The following is a 16,018-nucleotide window of genomic DNA, read 5'->3' as shown; positions in this document are numbered from 1 at the left end:
CAGCGATGCCGTCTCATCAATAAATCCGCCGCGCGCCCGCTGCATCGCCCGCGCCGTACGAGCGCAGATCGATGGTGGCGCGGTTCCCTTCCACGAGCCGGTCGTCGATCACCGTCACGTGCGCATTCTGCAAACCCTTCTGCAGGTTGTGCAGGTAGTACTCGAGCACAAACGCCGGACCACCCGCCTGGGCCGCGATCATGTCGGCGCTGAAACTGGTTTGCTGGACCTGGGCGGCCGACGTGATGTCGGCCGCTTGCGCGTCGGCTTGCGCGACCGCGGTCTCGGCCTGCTGCCGCGCGTCGCCCAACGACTGCGCGGCGAGTCCGCGTGCCTCCGCCACACTCGCCTCGGCGCGAATCTGCGCGGCCTGCACGCTATGCCATGCCCCCGACGCCCCCGCCGGCGGATGCACGCTTTCGATCACCACGGCCACCACGTCGATGCCGCTCGACAGGCGGTCGAGTTGCGCCTGCACCGCGTGCCGGAGGGTGTCGGCCATCACGGTCTGGCGCGTTTCGAGCAGCGAGTCCAGCGTGTGCGACGCGAGGTAGCGCACCACTTCGCGATTGGCAATCGCGCGCACGGTTGCCGGCACGTCGTCGGTGCGATACAGCGAGGCCCGCGCGGCGGCATCCGATAGACCGATGCGGTAATCGAGCCGCACGTCCGCGCTGACAATCTGGAAGTTCTGCCGGTCGCCGCTGCCGCCCGCAATCACCTGGCTCGTCTCGCCCTGATGCACGACGTCCCACAGGCGGTTCAACTGCTCGGGCGTCTGGGCGTCGGCGGGCACCAGCGGCGACGCGGCCACGCTCTCTTCGGGCGAGCCGGACACGACCAGTTGATGGACCGCGCCATTGTCGATTGCACGCGCCTTGCCGAACGGCCAGGGCAGCGCCACATGCAGACCCGGCTGCCACACTGCGACCGGCGCGCCGAACCGTTCGTACACGGCGCGCTGCTCGGGTCCCAGCATCACGACGCCCGTCAGCAGCCAGGCACAGACGACCACCGTGCCGAGCGCGGCCGGCAGCAGACGTACCACGCTTTGCAAGACCCAGTTCTGGCGCAGATCGATGCCGTACCGATGACGCAGTTGCGCGCTAAAGCGGGCGAGCGGCGAGGGACGCAAACGCAGCAGGCTCGCGACGAGGCTATCGGGCACGCTGGCGTCGCCGCTGCGCATGTGCGGCGGCGCGAACCACGACAACACGGCGCGCAAGGCGAATTCGAGCGCGATCGCGGCGCCGAAGGCACTCAGTGCATGTACCGGCCACACGGGCGAGACATCGGCATAGGCGAGCAACACGGCGCAGACCGCCGCGACCAGCGCGCTCAGCAGCGCCGCGCGCAGCACGTTGGCGAGCGACGCCCACGCGCGGCCGCGCTCGGCATGCATCGAAAAGAACAGCTCGGCGACCAGCGTGCCGAATGCCAGTGCGAAGGCCGCCACACCCGCGATCAGCGCGGCGCCGGGCGGCCGCAGCACGGCAGCGAGCGCAAACTGGACCGGCGCCCGCCAGGCGAGCGAGGCCACCGCCACCGACAACGCCGCACATACCAGCACGGCCCAGGGCTGCCAGCGGATGCCGCGCAGCGCAGCAAGCGACGCTGCGCCGCACGCGCGCCACCATGCGCTCTGCCAGACACGCAGGCCTAACGATTGAGGCGGTTCATGCCGTTCATGCGTTTGATGGGATGTCGTGGACACGCGCCGCCCACCGGTATGGGCGAGCCCGGCCGCCAGCGCGACGGTAAACACGTTGAGCCATGCGCTCGACAGGGCGGCACACCAGCGGATATCGAACCAGCCACCCTTGATCAACGGCAGTGCGCCGAGTACCAGAGCCAGCACCAGACTGACTGAGGCGATCCGCGTGGCGGAAACCGGATAGCGGTGCGTTGCTTCTTCGTCGCTTTGCATCTGAGGCAACATCGCGATCCTTAAATGACCGGCGCCGGATCCCTGAACCCGGTCGACGGCATGCAACTGTATGTATTTCGTCAGGATGTGTTTGGCAGCGCCGGCGGCGTGCGAGGCGAATTTAACGCGTCAGGATTCGAAACTCAAGCGAATCGTGCGCGCCGGGCGTTTTTAACAATGAACGCGTTATTGGCGTAGTGCCGGGCTTTTATTGTGCGGAAGACGGGCTAGCCCCGCTGGCGCGGGCGCTTTGCGCGCCCAGCGCCGGGTTCGCCGACGGCGGCAATACCCAATGCCGTCAAAAGCGAATTAAACCGGAGGATTTTACTGAATAGACGGGCGCAATCTATCGTTTTTGCATAATGGCCTTTTAGACATCCGGCCAATCATGAATAACGGCTTTCAAATGCGCTTGAAATGGTTTCGACGTTGCATGATTTTAATTGTCGGCTCAATCCGGTCGGCCGGCGGGCCGTGCAATGCGCTCCATGGCGGGTTGTCCGCCCCCTATGCCGACGGTATGATTCGTCCCGACTGCCTACGGCGACGCACCCAGGGCAAATGAAACGCCGTCCCCTTTCTCTTTGCAACCATGGACATCAACAAACAACTCGCCGCGCTCACCACCTCCGAACTGCAGACGGCCGGCGCCAGCCAGGCCACCGCGATCGCCGTGAGCGTGCTGCTTCGACACCTGCAATCTCCCGAGCTGTCGAAGCTGCTATCCAGCGCGTTCGAAAACCATCAGGCCGTGATGCTGCAAACGCCGTGGCCCGATCAGATGCTGCAGTCGTTCGAAGCCACGCGGCGTTTCCTCGAAGGCGCGGCCAGACCCGCCAGCGCCTCCGCAGCGGATGCGCCGCCCAGCGCCGACTAAGACTGGCGCACCGCCACCACCGCCGCACGCGACGAGCGCACCCGCAGCTTGCCGACCATGCGGTGGTGCTGCAACGCGCCGCGCTGTGCAGCGTGTGCGACCAGCTTGTCGATCGTGACGCGCGCCACTGCGCGCCGCGTCCTTCTGACCAGATGGGTCAAGCGCTTTTCGGTCGCCGGACGGCGCGCCCACATAAATGCCGCAATCCAGCCGATCACCGTCCAGCCAAGCAGGACGTTGACGACCGTGATGGCAAACGCGTCATCGCGATTGCGCGCATCCGCTTCGATCGACGGAATCATGTAGAGGGTAAAAGCGCCAAGAACGGCTACGCCCTCAAGTATCTGCACCATGACATCACCTCATTTTTCGACGGCTTGTTGCAAAAGCCTTTGCGACGACTCTCGCAACAGTTAACGGGCGCGGCGGGCAACTCGCTATGCTCCAATCCGTGAGCACGCCGAACGCCCGCCGCGCGGGAGCGCTGCGCAATAACGGGTGCAGCGCCTCATTGAAGTCAAGTGTAGGGGATCCCTATTGAAAGTCTATGTCGATAGGGTGAAATCACAGTTTTCAGATATCGAACAATCGCGCTCAATCGCGATCCGGCGCACCGAGCGGGAAAAACGAACGATAGGGCCGCGCCTCGTCGACCGCGCGGGCAAACGATGGCCGCGCCAGCAGCCGCTGCCGATACGCCCACACCTGCGCGAACGACGGGTCGATGCGATGGGTCCAGTCCGCGTAGAACAGGAACGGCGCGGCCGCGCAATCGGCGAGGCTGAAACGATCGCCTGCTGCCCACTCGCGGCCCGCCATGGTCTTGTCGAGCCAGGCGTACGCGGTATCGAGCATCGCGCGGGCGTCGGCGACGCCGCGCGGGTCGCGCTCCGCTGCGCCGCGCAGACTATCGCCGACGATCTTTTGCTGCGGGGTCGAGATGTAGTTGTCGAAAAAGCGGTCCATGCTGCGGACCTCGAGCGCGGCGCGCGGCTCGGCCGGCAGCAACGACACTGGCCCCGGGTAATAGAGGCCCAGGTATTCGATGATGACCGTCGCCTCGGGGACCGGACGGCCGGCGTCGACGAGGACCGGAAACTTCCGGAACGGCCACAGCGCCGCGAGTTCCGTCATGGCCTGCGGATTGTCGTGGGACAACTGGCAGTACTCGAATGCGGTCCGGTTCTCGTAGAGCGCGGTCAGCACCTTCTGGCAGTACGAGGAAAAGGGATGGGCGTAAAGCTTCAATGTCATCGCGGTCACCTTGGGTCGGGAAGGAAAGCGAGCCGGACAGCGCGTGCCCGGAAGTCTGCTTTACCCTACGACGAATCACAAGCGCGCAAAACGACATGCGCCACCCGATCCAGGTCACGAATTTTTCAGCGCGCCGGCAACACGATGCGCACCCACAGTCCGCCATCGGGATGATTGCCCAGCTTCAGGCTCGCACCGCAACTGCGCGCCAGCCTCGCGACCACCGAAAGGCCGAGCCCCCAATGCTGGGTCGTGCGTTGCGTGGCGTTCAGACGCACGAACGGCCTGGTTGCACTCGCCATGTCGTTCGCCTCGATGCCCGTGCCATGATCGCGCACGCTGAGGAGCCAGCCGTCCTGATCGCGCGAGGTGCGGATCTCGATCGGCGGTTCGCCATGTTCGAGCGCGTTGTCGACCAGGTTGGACATCAGGCGTTCGAGCAGCGGGCGCGACATCACGAACTGCGGCCCCGCCTTCAGGTCGCAGGCGAACAATGCGCCGTCCATCGTGCCGATCATCGAGAAACGGTCGCGCAGAAAGCCATCCACCGAGACGACCTGCTCCGCACTGTTGCCGCGTCCCGCGACTTCGAGCAATTGCTGCGCGATGTCGGAAAACGAATCGATGTCTTCGACAAACGCGACCCGTTTGTGCCACTCGTTGACCTCGAGCGCGCGCGTGCGCAGTCGCGCCGCCTGGTATTCCATATGCTCGGCGAGACCCGCGAGTGCGGCGGCCTGCGCCTCGAGCGCCTCATTGCGGCGCCGCGACATCTCGTTGAAGGCCCGCACCACCCGGCGCAATTCGCTCGGCCCTTCTTCGCGGACGGACGCGGCAACGCGACGGCCGCAGGCGGTCTCGCGGGCCGCGTGCGTGACGTTGCGCAGCGGACGCTGCACGCGCCAGAGGCTGAAGAATGCGAGCATGAGGATCACCAGCGATACCGCCCACTCCGCGACAGCAAAGCGCGAATCGAGCGGCCATGCCTGAACCTCGTCGGACCATGGCGAATCGTCGCGCAGGCTGCCGGGCGAACGCGGCATGGCAGGGGCCGCGACGTCGCTCAGGGAGACGCCTGTGGCCGGCACTTCGTAGACGGCCGGATGCAGGTCCACGATCTTCGGCCGCGCGGCGAGCTCGAGCTTCATGGCCGCGGGCACCAGCGAGACCTGCCCCACCGGCGCCGTCGAAGGCGACTCCACCTCGGTCTCCAGCGGGTCGCCGGCAAACGGGCGCTCGGTGACGACGGCGGTCTGCAGCGCGCTTTCGTCGCTGCCCGCCGTCGACCCGGAAACCAGCAGCATGACGCCGGCATGTACCGAGAACAGCACGAGCAACGACAGCAAAATGGTTCTTACAAACAAGGTATTCAACGATTCCTCTTCGTTGTCAGTCGGAAGCGGCGTGCTCCGGATCGGGTGACGCGCGCCTCGGTTCAACCATCGTTCCACTACGCGGCGGACTTCGGACATCCCACCAGCGAAACTTTTGGCGACCGGGGTAAAGAATCTTTGACTTCGTCCGTTAACCTTAAGAGAGACGGTGATGGGCGCCAAGCCCCACGCAAGACGAACCCGCACGCCAATAGTCCCTCACGCCGGCGACATTAGAACCTACGAATAAGCCCCCTGGGGCGCGAAGTCCTTACACAATCTTTCCAGAGCTTTCAAAGGGTAGCCGCACAGCGAGCCCCAACGAACCCCGCTATGATGGCAGACGGCAATGTGCCGCTCAACCATCGTCGGAGAATGCCCGAATGATCCATGTGTTTGCCACCGTCACCGCACAACCCGGTCAACGGGAAGCTGTGCTCGCGCTCTTTAACAAAAACCGTCCCGCGGTGCTGGCGGAGACCGGCTGCATCAGCTACGAAGCGGTGGTCGACGTACCCGGTTTCGGTGGCTTTCAGACGCCGCTCGGCGACGATACGTTCGCCGTCGTCGAACGCTGGGAAAGCGCCGAAGCGTTGCACGCGCACGCAGCCGCCGCGCATATGGCCGAATACGCCCGCAATACCGCCCCGCTGCTCGCGAAGCGCGTCATCAACGTGCTCCACGCCGTCTGAGCCTGCGGCTCGCGTTCGCACCGCGTAACGCCGTAGGTCTCACGACACTCCCGGCTGATCGACATGGCATGAACCCCTTTACGCACAATTGTTTTGCGTAAAGGGGGACTTTCGCAAGGGTTCGTCAGCCGCTACTCTGCCTCGTTTGGCGCAGTGCGTGCTCGCAGTGCATGCCGGGTCGTTCCGGGCAGTGCATGGTCGAACACCCTCCTCCCGTATCGAAGAGGTTCGTTAGTTTGAGATTTTTTCGAGCTCGAGACCCTTGGTGCGCGGACCCATCAAGCCAATCGCCAGCATTACGACCAGCATCGCGCCGGCGATAAAGACGAACACCCCAAGGGTGCCGAACTCCTTCAACACGGAAGCAATCAGGAACGCCGTGAAGATCGCGGAGAACCGGCTCCAGGAATAGACAAAGCCCACGGCCCGCGCGCGGATGCTGGTGGGAAACAGCTCCGACTGGTAAGCGTGAAAGCTGTACGAAATGATGTTGCTGGCAAGCGTCAGACATACGCCGAGACTCACCAGCAACACGGCGCCCGCCGCCTGGCTGAACCACAGCCCGCAGACGATATTCGCCGCCGCCATCACGACGATCACCGTCTTGCGCTCGAAGCGATCGCCGATAAAGAGGCCGATGATCGGCCCGAGCGGCGCAGCCAGCGCGATCACGCTCGAATACATCAGGCTCGTCGTAATCGTGATGCCCTGTTTGATCAGCAGCGTGGGCACCCAGTTCGCGAAGCCATAGAAGCCGACCGTCTGGAACACGTTGAAGATCGTCATCATCAGCGTGCGGCTGCGGTACGGCGGCACCCACATATCGCGGAAGCTGCCGCGCGGCGCGACCGGCATCGGCGGCGCGGGCGGCGGCAAGTCGCGGCCGTATTCGCTGCGTACCTTCGCTTCGAGCTCGCTCATCACGCGGTCGGCTTCGGCGAGCCGCCCCTGCTGCGCGAGCCAGCGCGGACTCTCGGGCAGCGCGCGGCGAATCCACCACACGAACAGCGCACCATGCGCACCGATCAGCACCACCCAGCGCCAGCCGTCGAGACCGAACGGCGCACGAGGCACCAGCAGGTAAGAGAGAAACGCCACCACCGGCACCGCCGTAAAGCCCACTGCCTGCTCGCACGCAAACGCCCGGCCGCGAATCTGCTTGGGCACCAGCTCCGAGATGTACGTGCCGATCGTCACCAGTTCGACGCCGATCCCCACGCCCGCGAGGAAGCGCCAGAAGTTCAGGCCCGTGGCGCTCTCCTGGAACGCCATCACGACGTTGGCCGCGGTGTACCACAGCAGCGAATACGTGAAGACCGCACGCCGCCCGAAGCGGTCGGCAAGGAAACCGCAGGCGATGGTGCCAATAAACAGCCCCGCGAACAGCGCCGCAATGAAGCTCGCGACGCCGGTGCTGCCGAACAGGCCGTGCGTGGTCGCCGTCAGCAGGCCGCTCTTGACGAGACCCGGCGCGACGTAGCCCGTATAGAGCAGATCGTAGAGTTCGAAGAAAAAGCCAAGGCTCAGCAGAACCACGAGCTTCCAGATGGAGCGTGTCGCCGGCAGCCGGTCGAGGCGCGCGGAAATCGTGCCCGCGTCGAGCGGCGCGGCGGCGTAAGGGCCTGGCGCCGAGATCGCGCCGGCTGCAGGCGTACTGGACCCGGCTTGTTCGGGGGTTGCCATGATGTCTCCTTCCTGTGTGAGGCCGGTCTTGAGCCGGCTCTCCGTGGCGTGCGTGTGGCCCAAGGTGCCGCAGTTCGCTGACGGCGGCCGTATCCAACGATCGGGACCGCCGAGGCGCTGGACCGCGGAATGCCGGGCACAAGGCCCGGCCAGCATTCTAGCCGCGTGCGCCCTTCAATTGTTCGAAGGTCGTAATTTTTCCGGCCAGCGCGCTCGCTGCGACGGTGTAGGGACTCGCCAGCCAGACGTTGCCCGGTCCCGATCGTCCCGGAAAATTGCGGTTGATCGCGCTGATGGTCACCTCCTCTGCACGCCCCGACTGACCCGGCCCGCAGTTCGCACACGAGCCGCAGCCCGGCATCACGAGCGTCGCGCCGGCCTGCTCGAACACCGGCAAATAGCCGCGTTCCTCGCAATAGCGCCGTACCGCCATGGTGCCGAACTGCAGATAAAGACGCGTACCCGGCGCCACCGCCATGCCGCGCTCGACACCCCAGCGCAGCACCTCGTGATAGAAATCGAAGTCCTCGCGCTTGCCCGCGGTACACGAGCCGCCATAGGCGATATCGATCGCCACCTCGCCTTCGAGCTGCGGCGCCGGCACACCGTTGCCCGGGTCGCCGGGGCGGGCGAGCATCGGCTGCAAGGCGGTGGCGTCAATGCGGACGGTATCGCGATAGCTGGCGCCGGCGTCGCTCTTCATCCAGCCTTCGAGCACGAAGTCCACGCCGCGCCGTTCCTTCAGAAACGCTACCGTGCGCTCGTCCGGTTCGACGATGCCGGTAAAGCCGCCGAGCTCCGCGACCATGTTGGTCAGCGTCGCGCGCTCGTCGATCGACATCGCGCGGACCGCCTCGCCACCATATTCGAACACCAGACCGATCGCGCCGCCCGAACGGATCGCCTCCATCTGCAACAGATGCAGCACGACGTCTTTCGCCGTCACACCGTCGCGCAATGTGCCGTTGATTTCGATGCGCAACGTCTCCGGCACCTTGCAGCGCACGTAGCCCGTCACCCAGCTATTGGCGATTTCCGTTGCGCCCGCACCGAATGCGAGGCAGCCCAGTGCGCCGGAGTGTGGCGTGTGCGAGTCTGTGCCGCTCACGACCTGGCCCGGCAGCGCGTATTGCTCGGCCATCAGCGCGTGACAGATGCCTTCGGAGCCCGGCACGCCGTCCAGCGCGCCATGCGAGCGTACCGGATAGTCGCGCGAGAACGCAGTGTGTCCCTGTGCCAGGTTGGCCACGCCGGGCAGCAAACCGTCGCGCACGTGCGGGATGCTTTGCGCGGCCAGCACCAGATGATCCTGGAACGCGATGATGTGATCCGGCGCTTGCAACGGCGCGGGTTTGCCGAACGCCCGATGCATCAGATGGGCGCACATGCCGGTGAAATAGTCGTGGCTAAAGCGCCAGTCCGCGGCGATAAACACGCCGTCGCCGCGCTGCGCACCGGCGACGCCCGGATGCAGATGCCGCTCGATGATCTTCTCGACGAGGGTTTTGGGCTGCGGCGCAGACGCGTGGGTCGCATCGCGCACGCGTGGTGCCGGCCAGTCCGCGAACTTGCTGTACGCAAGCAAGCCGCCGCTGCGAATGATCTGCTGGGTGAGCGCGTCGCGGCCTTTGAGGAATTCGTCGATCGGCACGGTTTCGCCGGCGACCAGACGGTCGAGCACCGAGAAATCGGTTGTGGTCAGAATGCCGATGTTGTCGCAATTCTGCTGATAGATGCGCTCGAAACTTTCCGCGACGATCAGTCTGATACCCGCCGACAGTTCCGCCAACGGACTCGACTCCCGCGACGAACCCTTGCCGTAGCGCTTGCCGGCCACGGTCACGCGAAAGCCGCCGTTCTTCACCGCATCGCGGCCGATGGGCAGCACCTCGCCCGCCTTGAAGCCCACGTAGGGAAATTGTCCGAGGCGCTCGTCGTAGGTGAGCATCACGGTGACGGGCGTGATCTCGTCGGTCGAGACGTTGTCGCGCAACGGGCCGGCCGTGGCGCAAGTGAAGTCTTCGCCCGCGAGCTGGGCGGCGATGACGGCGGGGTTCTGCGACAAATACAGCACGCGGCCGTCGAGGCGGATGGCATCGTCCATAAGTTCTCCTTTCGGGAACTATACGGCGGCTCACGCCGTGGCACGAAGTGCTGATGCGGCAGGGCTGAAGTCTCGATTGGAGAGGGTTAAGCTTAGGCCAACGCCTAGGCCTCCCGCCCAAGAAACCCAACCAGCGCAGCCGCACTTGCACTCAACTGCTCGCGCGCCCTGAATACCAGCACCAGCCTGCGCACCGCCCAGTCGTCGCGCAACGGCAGCAAGCGCACGTCGAGCGCGTTCAGATACAGGCGCCCCACCTGCTCCGGCACCACCGCGACGCCGAGTCCCGCATGCACCATCCGGCACAGCGCGTCGAGACTGCTCACGCGGATTTTCACGTCCAGTTGCCGACCGGCCTGCGCGGCTTGCTGGGTCAGAAGCTGGGTAAGCGCGCTCTCGCTGCGCAGGCCGACGAAGCTGTCGTCGAGCAGTTCGGCGAACGCCAGCCGCTGTGCGTCGGCGAGGCGATGCGCAGCGGGCAGCAGCACCGCGAGCCGGTCGGCGCGGTACGGGACCTGCTCGAAGGCTTCGACGCCCGTCACCGCATTGCAGATGCCGAAGTCGGCGCCGTGTTCCTCGACGATGCGCAACACGTCCGCGCTGTTCTCCTCCTCCAGTTCGATCGACACCTCGGGGAATACACGGCTAAACGCAGCCACGTCCTCGGGAAGGAACTGCACGATCGACGAGAGGTTCGCCACCACCCGCACCTGGCCCTTCGCGCCGGAGGAGAAGCGCGAGAGTTCCGCGCTCATCTGCTCGATGTTGGCGATGATGGTCTGGGCATAACGCAGCACGGTTTCGCCGACCGGCGTCACCGTGATGCCGCGCGACTGACGCTGGATCACCGGCAGCCCGATCAAGGCCTCGATCTCGGCAATGCGGCGGCTGACTGCCGAGGAAGCGATGAACTCGCGCTCCGCGGCGCGCGCGATGTTCTTTTCCTGGCAGACCGCGACGAACAGGCGCAAGGAGGTGAGGTCGAGCTTCTTGAGAAGGTTTTCCATGGAACGCACGGAGGAAAGCGTGGGCAGCTAGTGTAGCGCCCTCACCGAAACGCGCTACGGATGCATCGTGCTGCCCCCACGCCATGGACCCAAACGGCTTCGCTTAGAACCGGTAGCTGGAAAACACGCCGTAGGTGACCTGCGTCTTCTTTTCGACGATAGGACTTCCTCCGACGTCGCCACGCAGCTCGGACGCCACCACCGTCGCGCCGACACCCCAGCGGTTCGACAGGCGGTAGTTGGCCTTGACGGAGAAATTGACCGAGGCGACACCCGCGTCCGGTTCGTATTCGGGCAGGCCGGAGCGAGCGCTCTGGCCGGCGTCCACGCCATAGAAGGTGCGGTTGTACTGGCTGCTGCCCCACGTGAGTCCAGGCCCCGCGCTAAGCGTGAGGCGGTCGATAGGTTGGTACTTGCCTTCCACACCCAGCGTTGCCACCGTGCCCTCGTGCTTGCCGAGGATGTCGGTCAACACGCTGCCGTGCACCGAGAACCAGTCGAGCGTGTAGCTGCCGAACAGGCCCGCATGCCCGGTTCGGGGAATATCGCCGAGGCCTTGCAGGCGCGCGTCGTCGGATTGATCGCGCGGCTGGATGAAATCGTACGAGAGCAACGCGGCCACCTGCCAATGCGAGTCCCGGTACAGGTACGCGCCCAGTCCCAGCGGAATGCCCGCATCGGGCACCGTGCCGATGAAATAGCGGCCGTTGCTCGCGCCGAGCAGCGGAAGCGGTTCGAATCTGCGGTCGCTTGCGCCGGGATATTTAGGCAAGCTAAAGAGGCCGGCACCGACGGTGAAATGCCAGGCGTCGGGAGACGCCGTATCCGGGGCGGCCGGCGAGCTCGAGTCGTCGGCCATTGCGTCGACTGTGCCGGCGCACAGCAGCGTGCCAAGCAGGACATACTCAAAGTAGCGGTTTACACGTGCTTTCATTGGAATCCCAGGCTCGAAGCGCATCGCCCCAGCCGATCAGGTATTGGAAGGTATGGGTCGTCGTGAACCGGATGTCGGGTTCGAGCGCCGTTACAGCCGTCCCAAGGAATAGCCGCTGCGAACTCGAAGGATGAATACCGGTCCGGTGAAGCGTCCTGGTCTCGAAGACAGGGCGGGAAGCCCCGCTGTTTCAAGCGTGCGGGAAGGACGGTTCACTCGCAGCCATCATGGCGCGACGGGCCGGGGCGGAGCCAGCGGCTTGCGACGAAACGACGGGAGCGGGCGCGAGATGCGCCGGGGAGGCGCGAGATGCGCCGGGGAGGCGCGAGATGCGCCGGGGAGGCGTGAGATGAAGCCGCTGCGCGCGAGATGAATGGGCGAGGCCGTGACGTGCGCCCCGCACCCGGATGCGGCAACTTCGCTTACTTGGTTTGGGAGTGGGTGGAAGGCTCGGCGTCGGTATCAGCGGCAGCATCCCGCCTGGGTCGGCGCACGGTCCTCACCTTGCTGCTGTTTCCGCCGCCACAGAAGAAGCGATCGGCGCCATCGGACTCGAGCCCCGACACGCAGACGCCCGGCGGCATCTCCAGCCGCTCCAGGACCTCCCCGCTTTGTGGATCGATTCGCCGCAATTCGCTCTGCTCGCTTTCCCAGGTGCCGTGCCACAGTTCTCCGTCAATCCACGTGACCCCCGTGACGAAGCGGTTGGACTCAATGGTGCGCAGAATCGCCCCGGTCTCGGGATCGATCCGATGAATCTTGCGGTCCCGGTACTGCCCGACCCAGAGCGACCCTTCGGCCCAGGTCAGCCCTGAATCGCGACCGCCACCCGGTGCGGGAATCGTGGCAAGCACACGGCCGCTCTTCGGATCGATCTTCTGGATCCGCTCGGCGGCGATCTGAAACAGGTGCTCTCCGTCGAAGGCCGTGCCGGCATCCGCCGCGACCGCGATCGTTTGCAGCGTCTCGCCGCTCGCCGGATCGAAGGCGCTCAGCTTGTCGCCGGCGGCGATCCAGACTCGCTGACCGTCATAGGTGACGCCACCCACGCTGTCGACACCCGGAAAGGGTCCGTATTCTCCAATGATTTCGGCGGCTGATCGCTTCATGTTTCCACCCTGGGTGGTCGAGTTCAAGAAACTGCCGGGCAGACACGCCCCGGCAATCGACGGTTCATGCCCCCATCCTACTCACCCGGCAGCGGAACGGGGAGTAACAAGGTCGTCGCGAATCCCGTCACGGGCGAACTCATCCAGCGGCGCGCCCGCCCCTGACCGAACGGCTGCACCTTGCCGGCTTCCGCGAGCGAGTCGAGCGCCCGCTGCACGGTGCGCTGGCTCGCGCCTAGCGCCAGCGCGAGCGCCGAACTCGACCAGGACTCGCCGTCGGCGAGCAAGGCCAGCACCCCAGCATGTTCCGCTTCGACGGGCCGCTCCAGCGCCACCACCTCGTCGGCGCCACGCGGCACCAGCACGAAGCCGCGCGGGGTCGCGTCCACACCGGCGAGCGGCGCGAGCACGGAACGAAGCCGCCCCACTTCGACCCGCAGACGCGCGCGATGCGATTCGTCGGCGCGCTTCGCGCGAAATGCCCGCGCGACGAGCGCGTCCCTCGGCACGTCCGCCGGCCACGCTTCGGCGAGCGCGCGAGCGAGCACGAACAGCACCGGGCGCGTGGCGAGCGAGACCACGTTGTGCGCATCGCGCACTACCAGACGGCAAGCGTCGACAATCAGCACCTTCGACGCGAGCAAAGCCTCGATCTCGTCGAGCAACAGGAGCCGCGCCTCGCCACGTGCAATCAGGCGTGCAGCGGGCGTGTTGAGGGCAACGGCGGCATTTTCGACTTCGGCCGCCAGCGCGGGAATGCCTGCGTGCTGTGCGGCCTGCCGGGCGCGCTCGAGCGCGGCGCGCGCAGCTTTTGTCTGCAGGCGGCGCAGCGCGACGCCCGCCACGGCCAACTCGTGGGCCGCCCGCAACGCGGGTGGCATGAGTGCGGGGTCGAGCCCGGCGAGCGTGCGCTCGGTCTCGTCGAGACGTCCGATCAGGAGTTGACGCCGGACCTCGAGATAGCGCGCATGTGCGGCGTTCACGTGATCGCCGTGGGCTTCCAGCGTTGCCCGCGCCGACTCGAGCGCCTTCGCCGGCCAGCTCAGGTCGCGCGAGGCCAGCGCGATCTCGGCCTCGGCCACGACACACCGCGCGCGGGACACGGCCTCCTTCGATCCGAAGGCACGCGCCGCGCTTCGTAACAGCGTCTTCGCCCGCACCAGATCGCCGAGCTGCGCCATGGCGATACCCCGCAGCGCGAGCGCAGGCGGATCGTCGCGCAAGGCGACGCGCTGCAGCGCACCGAGTGGGTCGCCTGCGGCGAGCGCGCGCGCCGCGGCCGTGACTAGCGAGTCCATGCTTTATCTGAATCCCGCCACACTTGTCACTCCCACCGTTCGAGGCCCCGGACCTAATCTATCACGACCAACCACCCGTCCATCGCATCGTCAACTGAACGAACGACGCAGGACACCTAAGGAGCACAGCATGGCTACGACACACCTCAGCGGCACACGCGAAGCATGGCTTGCCGCCCGGCTCGACCTGCTCAAGGCGGAGAAGGAGCTCACCCGGCGCGGCGACGAAGTGGCGCGGCAACGTCAGGCGCTGCCGTGGGTCCGGGTCGACAAGACCTATCGCTTCGAGACCGAGCAAGGGACTGCCACGCTCGCCGACCTCTTCGCGGGGCGCTCGCAACTGCTTGTCTACCACTTCATGTTCGGCCCCGACTACCAGGCGGGGTGTCCGTCCTGTTCGTCGATCGCGGATTCGTTCGACGGCGTCGTCGTCCACCTCGCGAATCACGACGTCTCGCTGCTGGCGGTATCGCGGGCGCCGCTCGAAAAACTGCTGACATACCGGCGCCGCATGGGATGGACGTTTCCGTGGGCGTCCTCGCAAGGCAGCGATTTCAACTTCGATTTCAACATTGCCTTTACCGAGGCGCAGCAGCGCGAGGGCAGCGTCGAATACAACTACCAGCGCGGCGGTCATGCGATGGACGCGACGCCTTCGCCGAAACCTGTGGTCGAGTTCGCGGCCACCTGCGGCACCGACGCGCTCACATACTCCCGCGACCGGCCTGGCATGAGCGCGTTCGTGCTCGAGGATGGCGTGGTCTATCACACCTATTCCACCTATGCGCGTGGCGTGGACGGCATCTGGGGCATGTATCAGTGGCTCGACCGCGCGCCCAAAGGACGTAACGAGGCAGGCATCTGGTGGCGCCGTCATGACGAGTATGAGCAGCGCTGAGGCTAGTGCGCCAGATAGTGTTACCGCCCAAAGGAGACGGGAGATGTCACGACACAGCGTTGCAGAGCGAGCTTCCCGATGCGCCTTTTTCGGCGCTGCGGCGCTCCTGTTCACCGCCAGCGCAGCGGCGACGATCGTCTGGAGCGCGGCCATGTCGTCAATGGGCCGCATGCCGATGCCCGGCGGCTGGACAATGTCGCTGACGTGGACGCGCATGTGCGGACAGACATGGCTGGACCTCGCGGCATCGTTCCTCGGCATGTGGGTCGCGATGATGGTGGCGATGATGCTGCCATCCCTCGCGCCCATGCTGTGGCGCTATCGCGAGTCCCTGGGCGGCGCAGGCGCAACGCGTCTCAGCCGGCTGACCGCGCTGGTGGGTCTCGCGTATTTCCTGGTGTGGAGCGCGTTCGGCCTGATCGCCTTTGCGCTAGGCGTCGCGCTGGCGGCGCTGGAGATGCAATGGCCGACGCTGTCGCGCACTGTTCCATTCGCGGTCGCCGGGGTCGTCCTCGGCGCCGGCGCGCTGCAGTTCACGGCGTGGAAGGCCCGTCATCTTGCCTGCTGCCGCAAGGTGTCGGGCTGCAGCCTGACGCTGCCGGCAAGCGTTAGTACAGCCTGGCGATACGGTCTGCGTCTCGGCCTGAACTGCGGCTGTTGCTGCGCCGGCCTGACGGCCATCCTGCTCGTCATGGGGGTCATGGACCTGCGCGCGATGGCGGCCGTCACCGTAGCGGTCACCGCCGAACGTCTCGCGCCGGCGGGTCAACGCGTGGCGCAAGCGATCGGCGCGATCGTCGTCGGGTCGGGGTTGCTCCTGTTCGCTCAGGCGGCCGGGCTCGGATGACGAGCCGTCGCCGTC

Annotated in this window: 15 protein-coding genes; 5 read left to right on the top strand and 10 right to left on the bottom strand. The window is 65.8% G+C overall.

The features are described 5' to 3' along the window. Positions 1-16 precede the first annotated feature (16 nt). Positions 17-1,939, bottom strand: a complete 1,923-nt coding sequence (locus BUS12_RS06720; RefSeq protein WP_253190022.1) for a protease modulator HflK — start codon at positions 1,937-1,939, stop codon at positions 17-19. Positions 1,940-1,951: 12 nt separating this feature from the next. Between BUS12_RS06720 and BUS12_RS38715 the strand changes: the two genes are divergently transcribed. Together BUS12_RS38715 and BUS12_RS06715 are read left to right on the top strand one after the other, a co-directional pair. Further along, positions 1,952-2,125, top strand: coding sequence for a hypothetical protein (locus BUS12_RS38715; protein WP_171991606.1), 174 nt, complete (start codon positions 1,952-1,954; stop codon positions 2,123-2,125). A 394-nt stretch (positions 2,126-2,519) separates the two neighbouring features. Next, positions 2,520-2,804 carry a hypothetical protein gene (locus BUS12_RS06715; RefSeq protein ID WP_074294883.1) on the top strand — a complete coding sequence of 95 codons (285 nt, stop codon included), beginning with the start codon at positions 2,520-2,522 and terminating at the stop codon, positions 2,802-2,804. Here the strand turns inward: BUS12_RS06715 and BUS12_RS06710 are convergent. The 3 genes from BUS12_RS06710 to BUS12_RS06700 form a co-directional block, all read right to left on the bottom strand. Further along, complete coding sequence (locus tag BUS12_RS06710) at positions 2,801-3,157, bottom strand: superinfection immunity protein (protein ID WP_074294882.1); 357 nt, start codon at positions 3,155-3,157, stop codon at positions 2,801-2,803. The genes BUS12_RS06715 and BUS12_RS06710 overlap by 4 nt on opposite strands. Before the next feature lie 241 nt (positions 3,158-3,398). Then, positions 3,399-4,058 (bottom strand): glutathione S-transferase family protein, encoded by a 660-nt coding sequence (locus BUS12_RS06705; protein WP_074294880.1) that lies wholly within the window; start codon positions 4,056-4,058, stop codon positions 3,399-3,401. A gap of 125 nt (positions 4,059-4,183) precedes the next feature. Then, complete coding sequence (locus BUS12_RS06700; protein WP_143788271.1) at positions 4,184-5,431, bottom strand: sensor histidine kinase; 1,248 nt, start codon at positions 5,429-5,431, stop codon at positions 4,184-4,186. A 383-nt stretch (positions 5,432-5,814) separates the two neighbouring features. Here BUS12_RS06700 and BUS12_RS06695 point away from each other — a divergent pair, with 383 nt between their 5' ends. Next, entirely contained in the window at positions 5,815-6,123 is a 309-nt protein-coding gene (locus tag BUS12_RS06695) for a putative quinol monooxygenase (RefSeq protein WP_074294876.1), read from the top strand. 231 nt (positions 6,124-6,354) lie between these two features. Here BUS12_RS06695 and BUS12_RS06690 read toward each other — a convergent pair whose 3' ends face one another. The 6 genes from BUS12_RS06690 to BUS12_RS06665 form a co-directional block, all read right to left on the bottom strand. Further along, positions 6,355-7,806, bottom strand: coding sequence for an MFS transporter (locus BUS12_RS06690; RefSeq protein ID WP_074294874.1), 1,452 nt, complete (start codon positions 7,804-7,806; stop codon positions 6,355-6,357). A 157-nt stretch (positions 7,807-7,963) separates the two neighbouring features. Beyond that, positions 7,964-9,910, bottom strand: a complete 1,947-nt coding sequence (locus tag BUS12_RS06685; protein ID WP_074294872.1) for an aconitase family protein — start codon at positions 9,908-9,910, stop codon at positions 7,964-7,966. Positions 9,911-10,014: 104 nt separating this feature from the next. Beyond that, a complete protein-coding gene (locus BUS12_RS06680; protein ID WP_074294870.1) occupies positions 10,015-10,917 on the bottom strand; it encodes a LysR substrate-binding domain-containing protein in 903 nt (300 codons plus the stop codon). Positions 10,918-11,020: 103 nt separating this feature from the next. After that, positions 11,021-11,851 carry a MipA/OmpV family protein gene (locus BUS12_RS06675; RefSeq protein ID WP_074294868.1) on the bottom strand — a complete coding sequence of 277 codons (831 nt, stop codon included), beginning with the start codon at positions 11,849-11,851 and terminating at the stop codon, positions 11,021-11,023. 422 nt (positions 11,852-12,273) lie between these two features. Then, positions 12,274-12,960, bottom strand: coding sequence for a Vgb family protein (locus BUS12_RS06670; RefSeq protein WP_074294867.1), 687 nt, complete (start codon positions 12,958-12,960; stop codon positions 12,274-12,276). 77 nt (positions 12,961-13,037) lie between these two features. Beyond that, entirely contained in the window at positions 13,038-14,258 is a 1,221-nt protein-coding gene (locus BUS12_RS06665) for a helix-turn-helix domain-containing protein (protein WP_074294865.1), read from the bottom strand. A gap of 130 nt (positions 14,259-14,388) precedes the next feature. Between BUS12_RS06665 and BUS12_RS06660 the strand changes: the two genes are divergently transcribed. Both BUS12_RS06660 and BUS12_RS06655 read left to right on the top strand, forming a co-directional pair. After that, the gene (locus tag BUS12_RS06660; RefSeq protein ID WP_074294863.1) at positions 14,389-15,156 is read left to right on the top strand and encodes a DUF899 domain-containing protein; all 768 of its coding nucleotides are present in this window, start codon (positions 14,389-14,391) and stop codon (positions 15,154-15,156) included. A gap of 43 nt (positions 15,157-15,199) precedes the next feature. Next, positions 15,200-16,003 carry a DUF2182 domain-containing protein gene (locus BUS12_RS06655; RefSeq protein ID WP_074294861.1) on the top strand — a complete coding sequence of 268 codons (804 nt, stop codon included), beginning with the start codon at positions 15,200-15,202 and terminating at the stop codon, positions 16,001-16,003. The last annotated feature ends 15 nt before the right edge of the window (positions 16,004-16,018 follow it).

Source organism: Paraburkholderia phenazinium (assembly GCF_900142845.1).
Classification (GTDB): domain Bacteria; phylum Pseudomonadota; class Gammaproteobacteria; order Burkholderiales; family Burkholderiaceae; genus Paraburkholderia; species Paraburkholderia phenazinium_A.
This window is presented reverse-complemented; position numbering and strand designations above follow the sequence as displayed.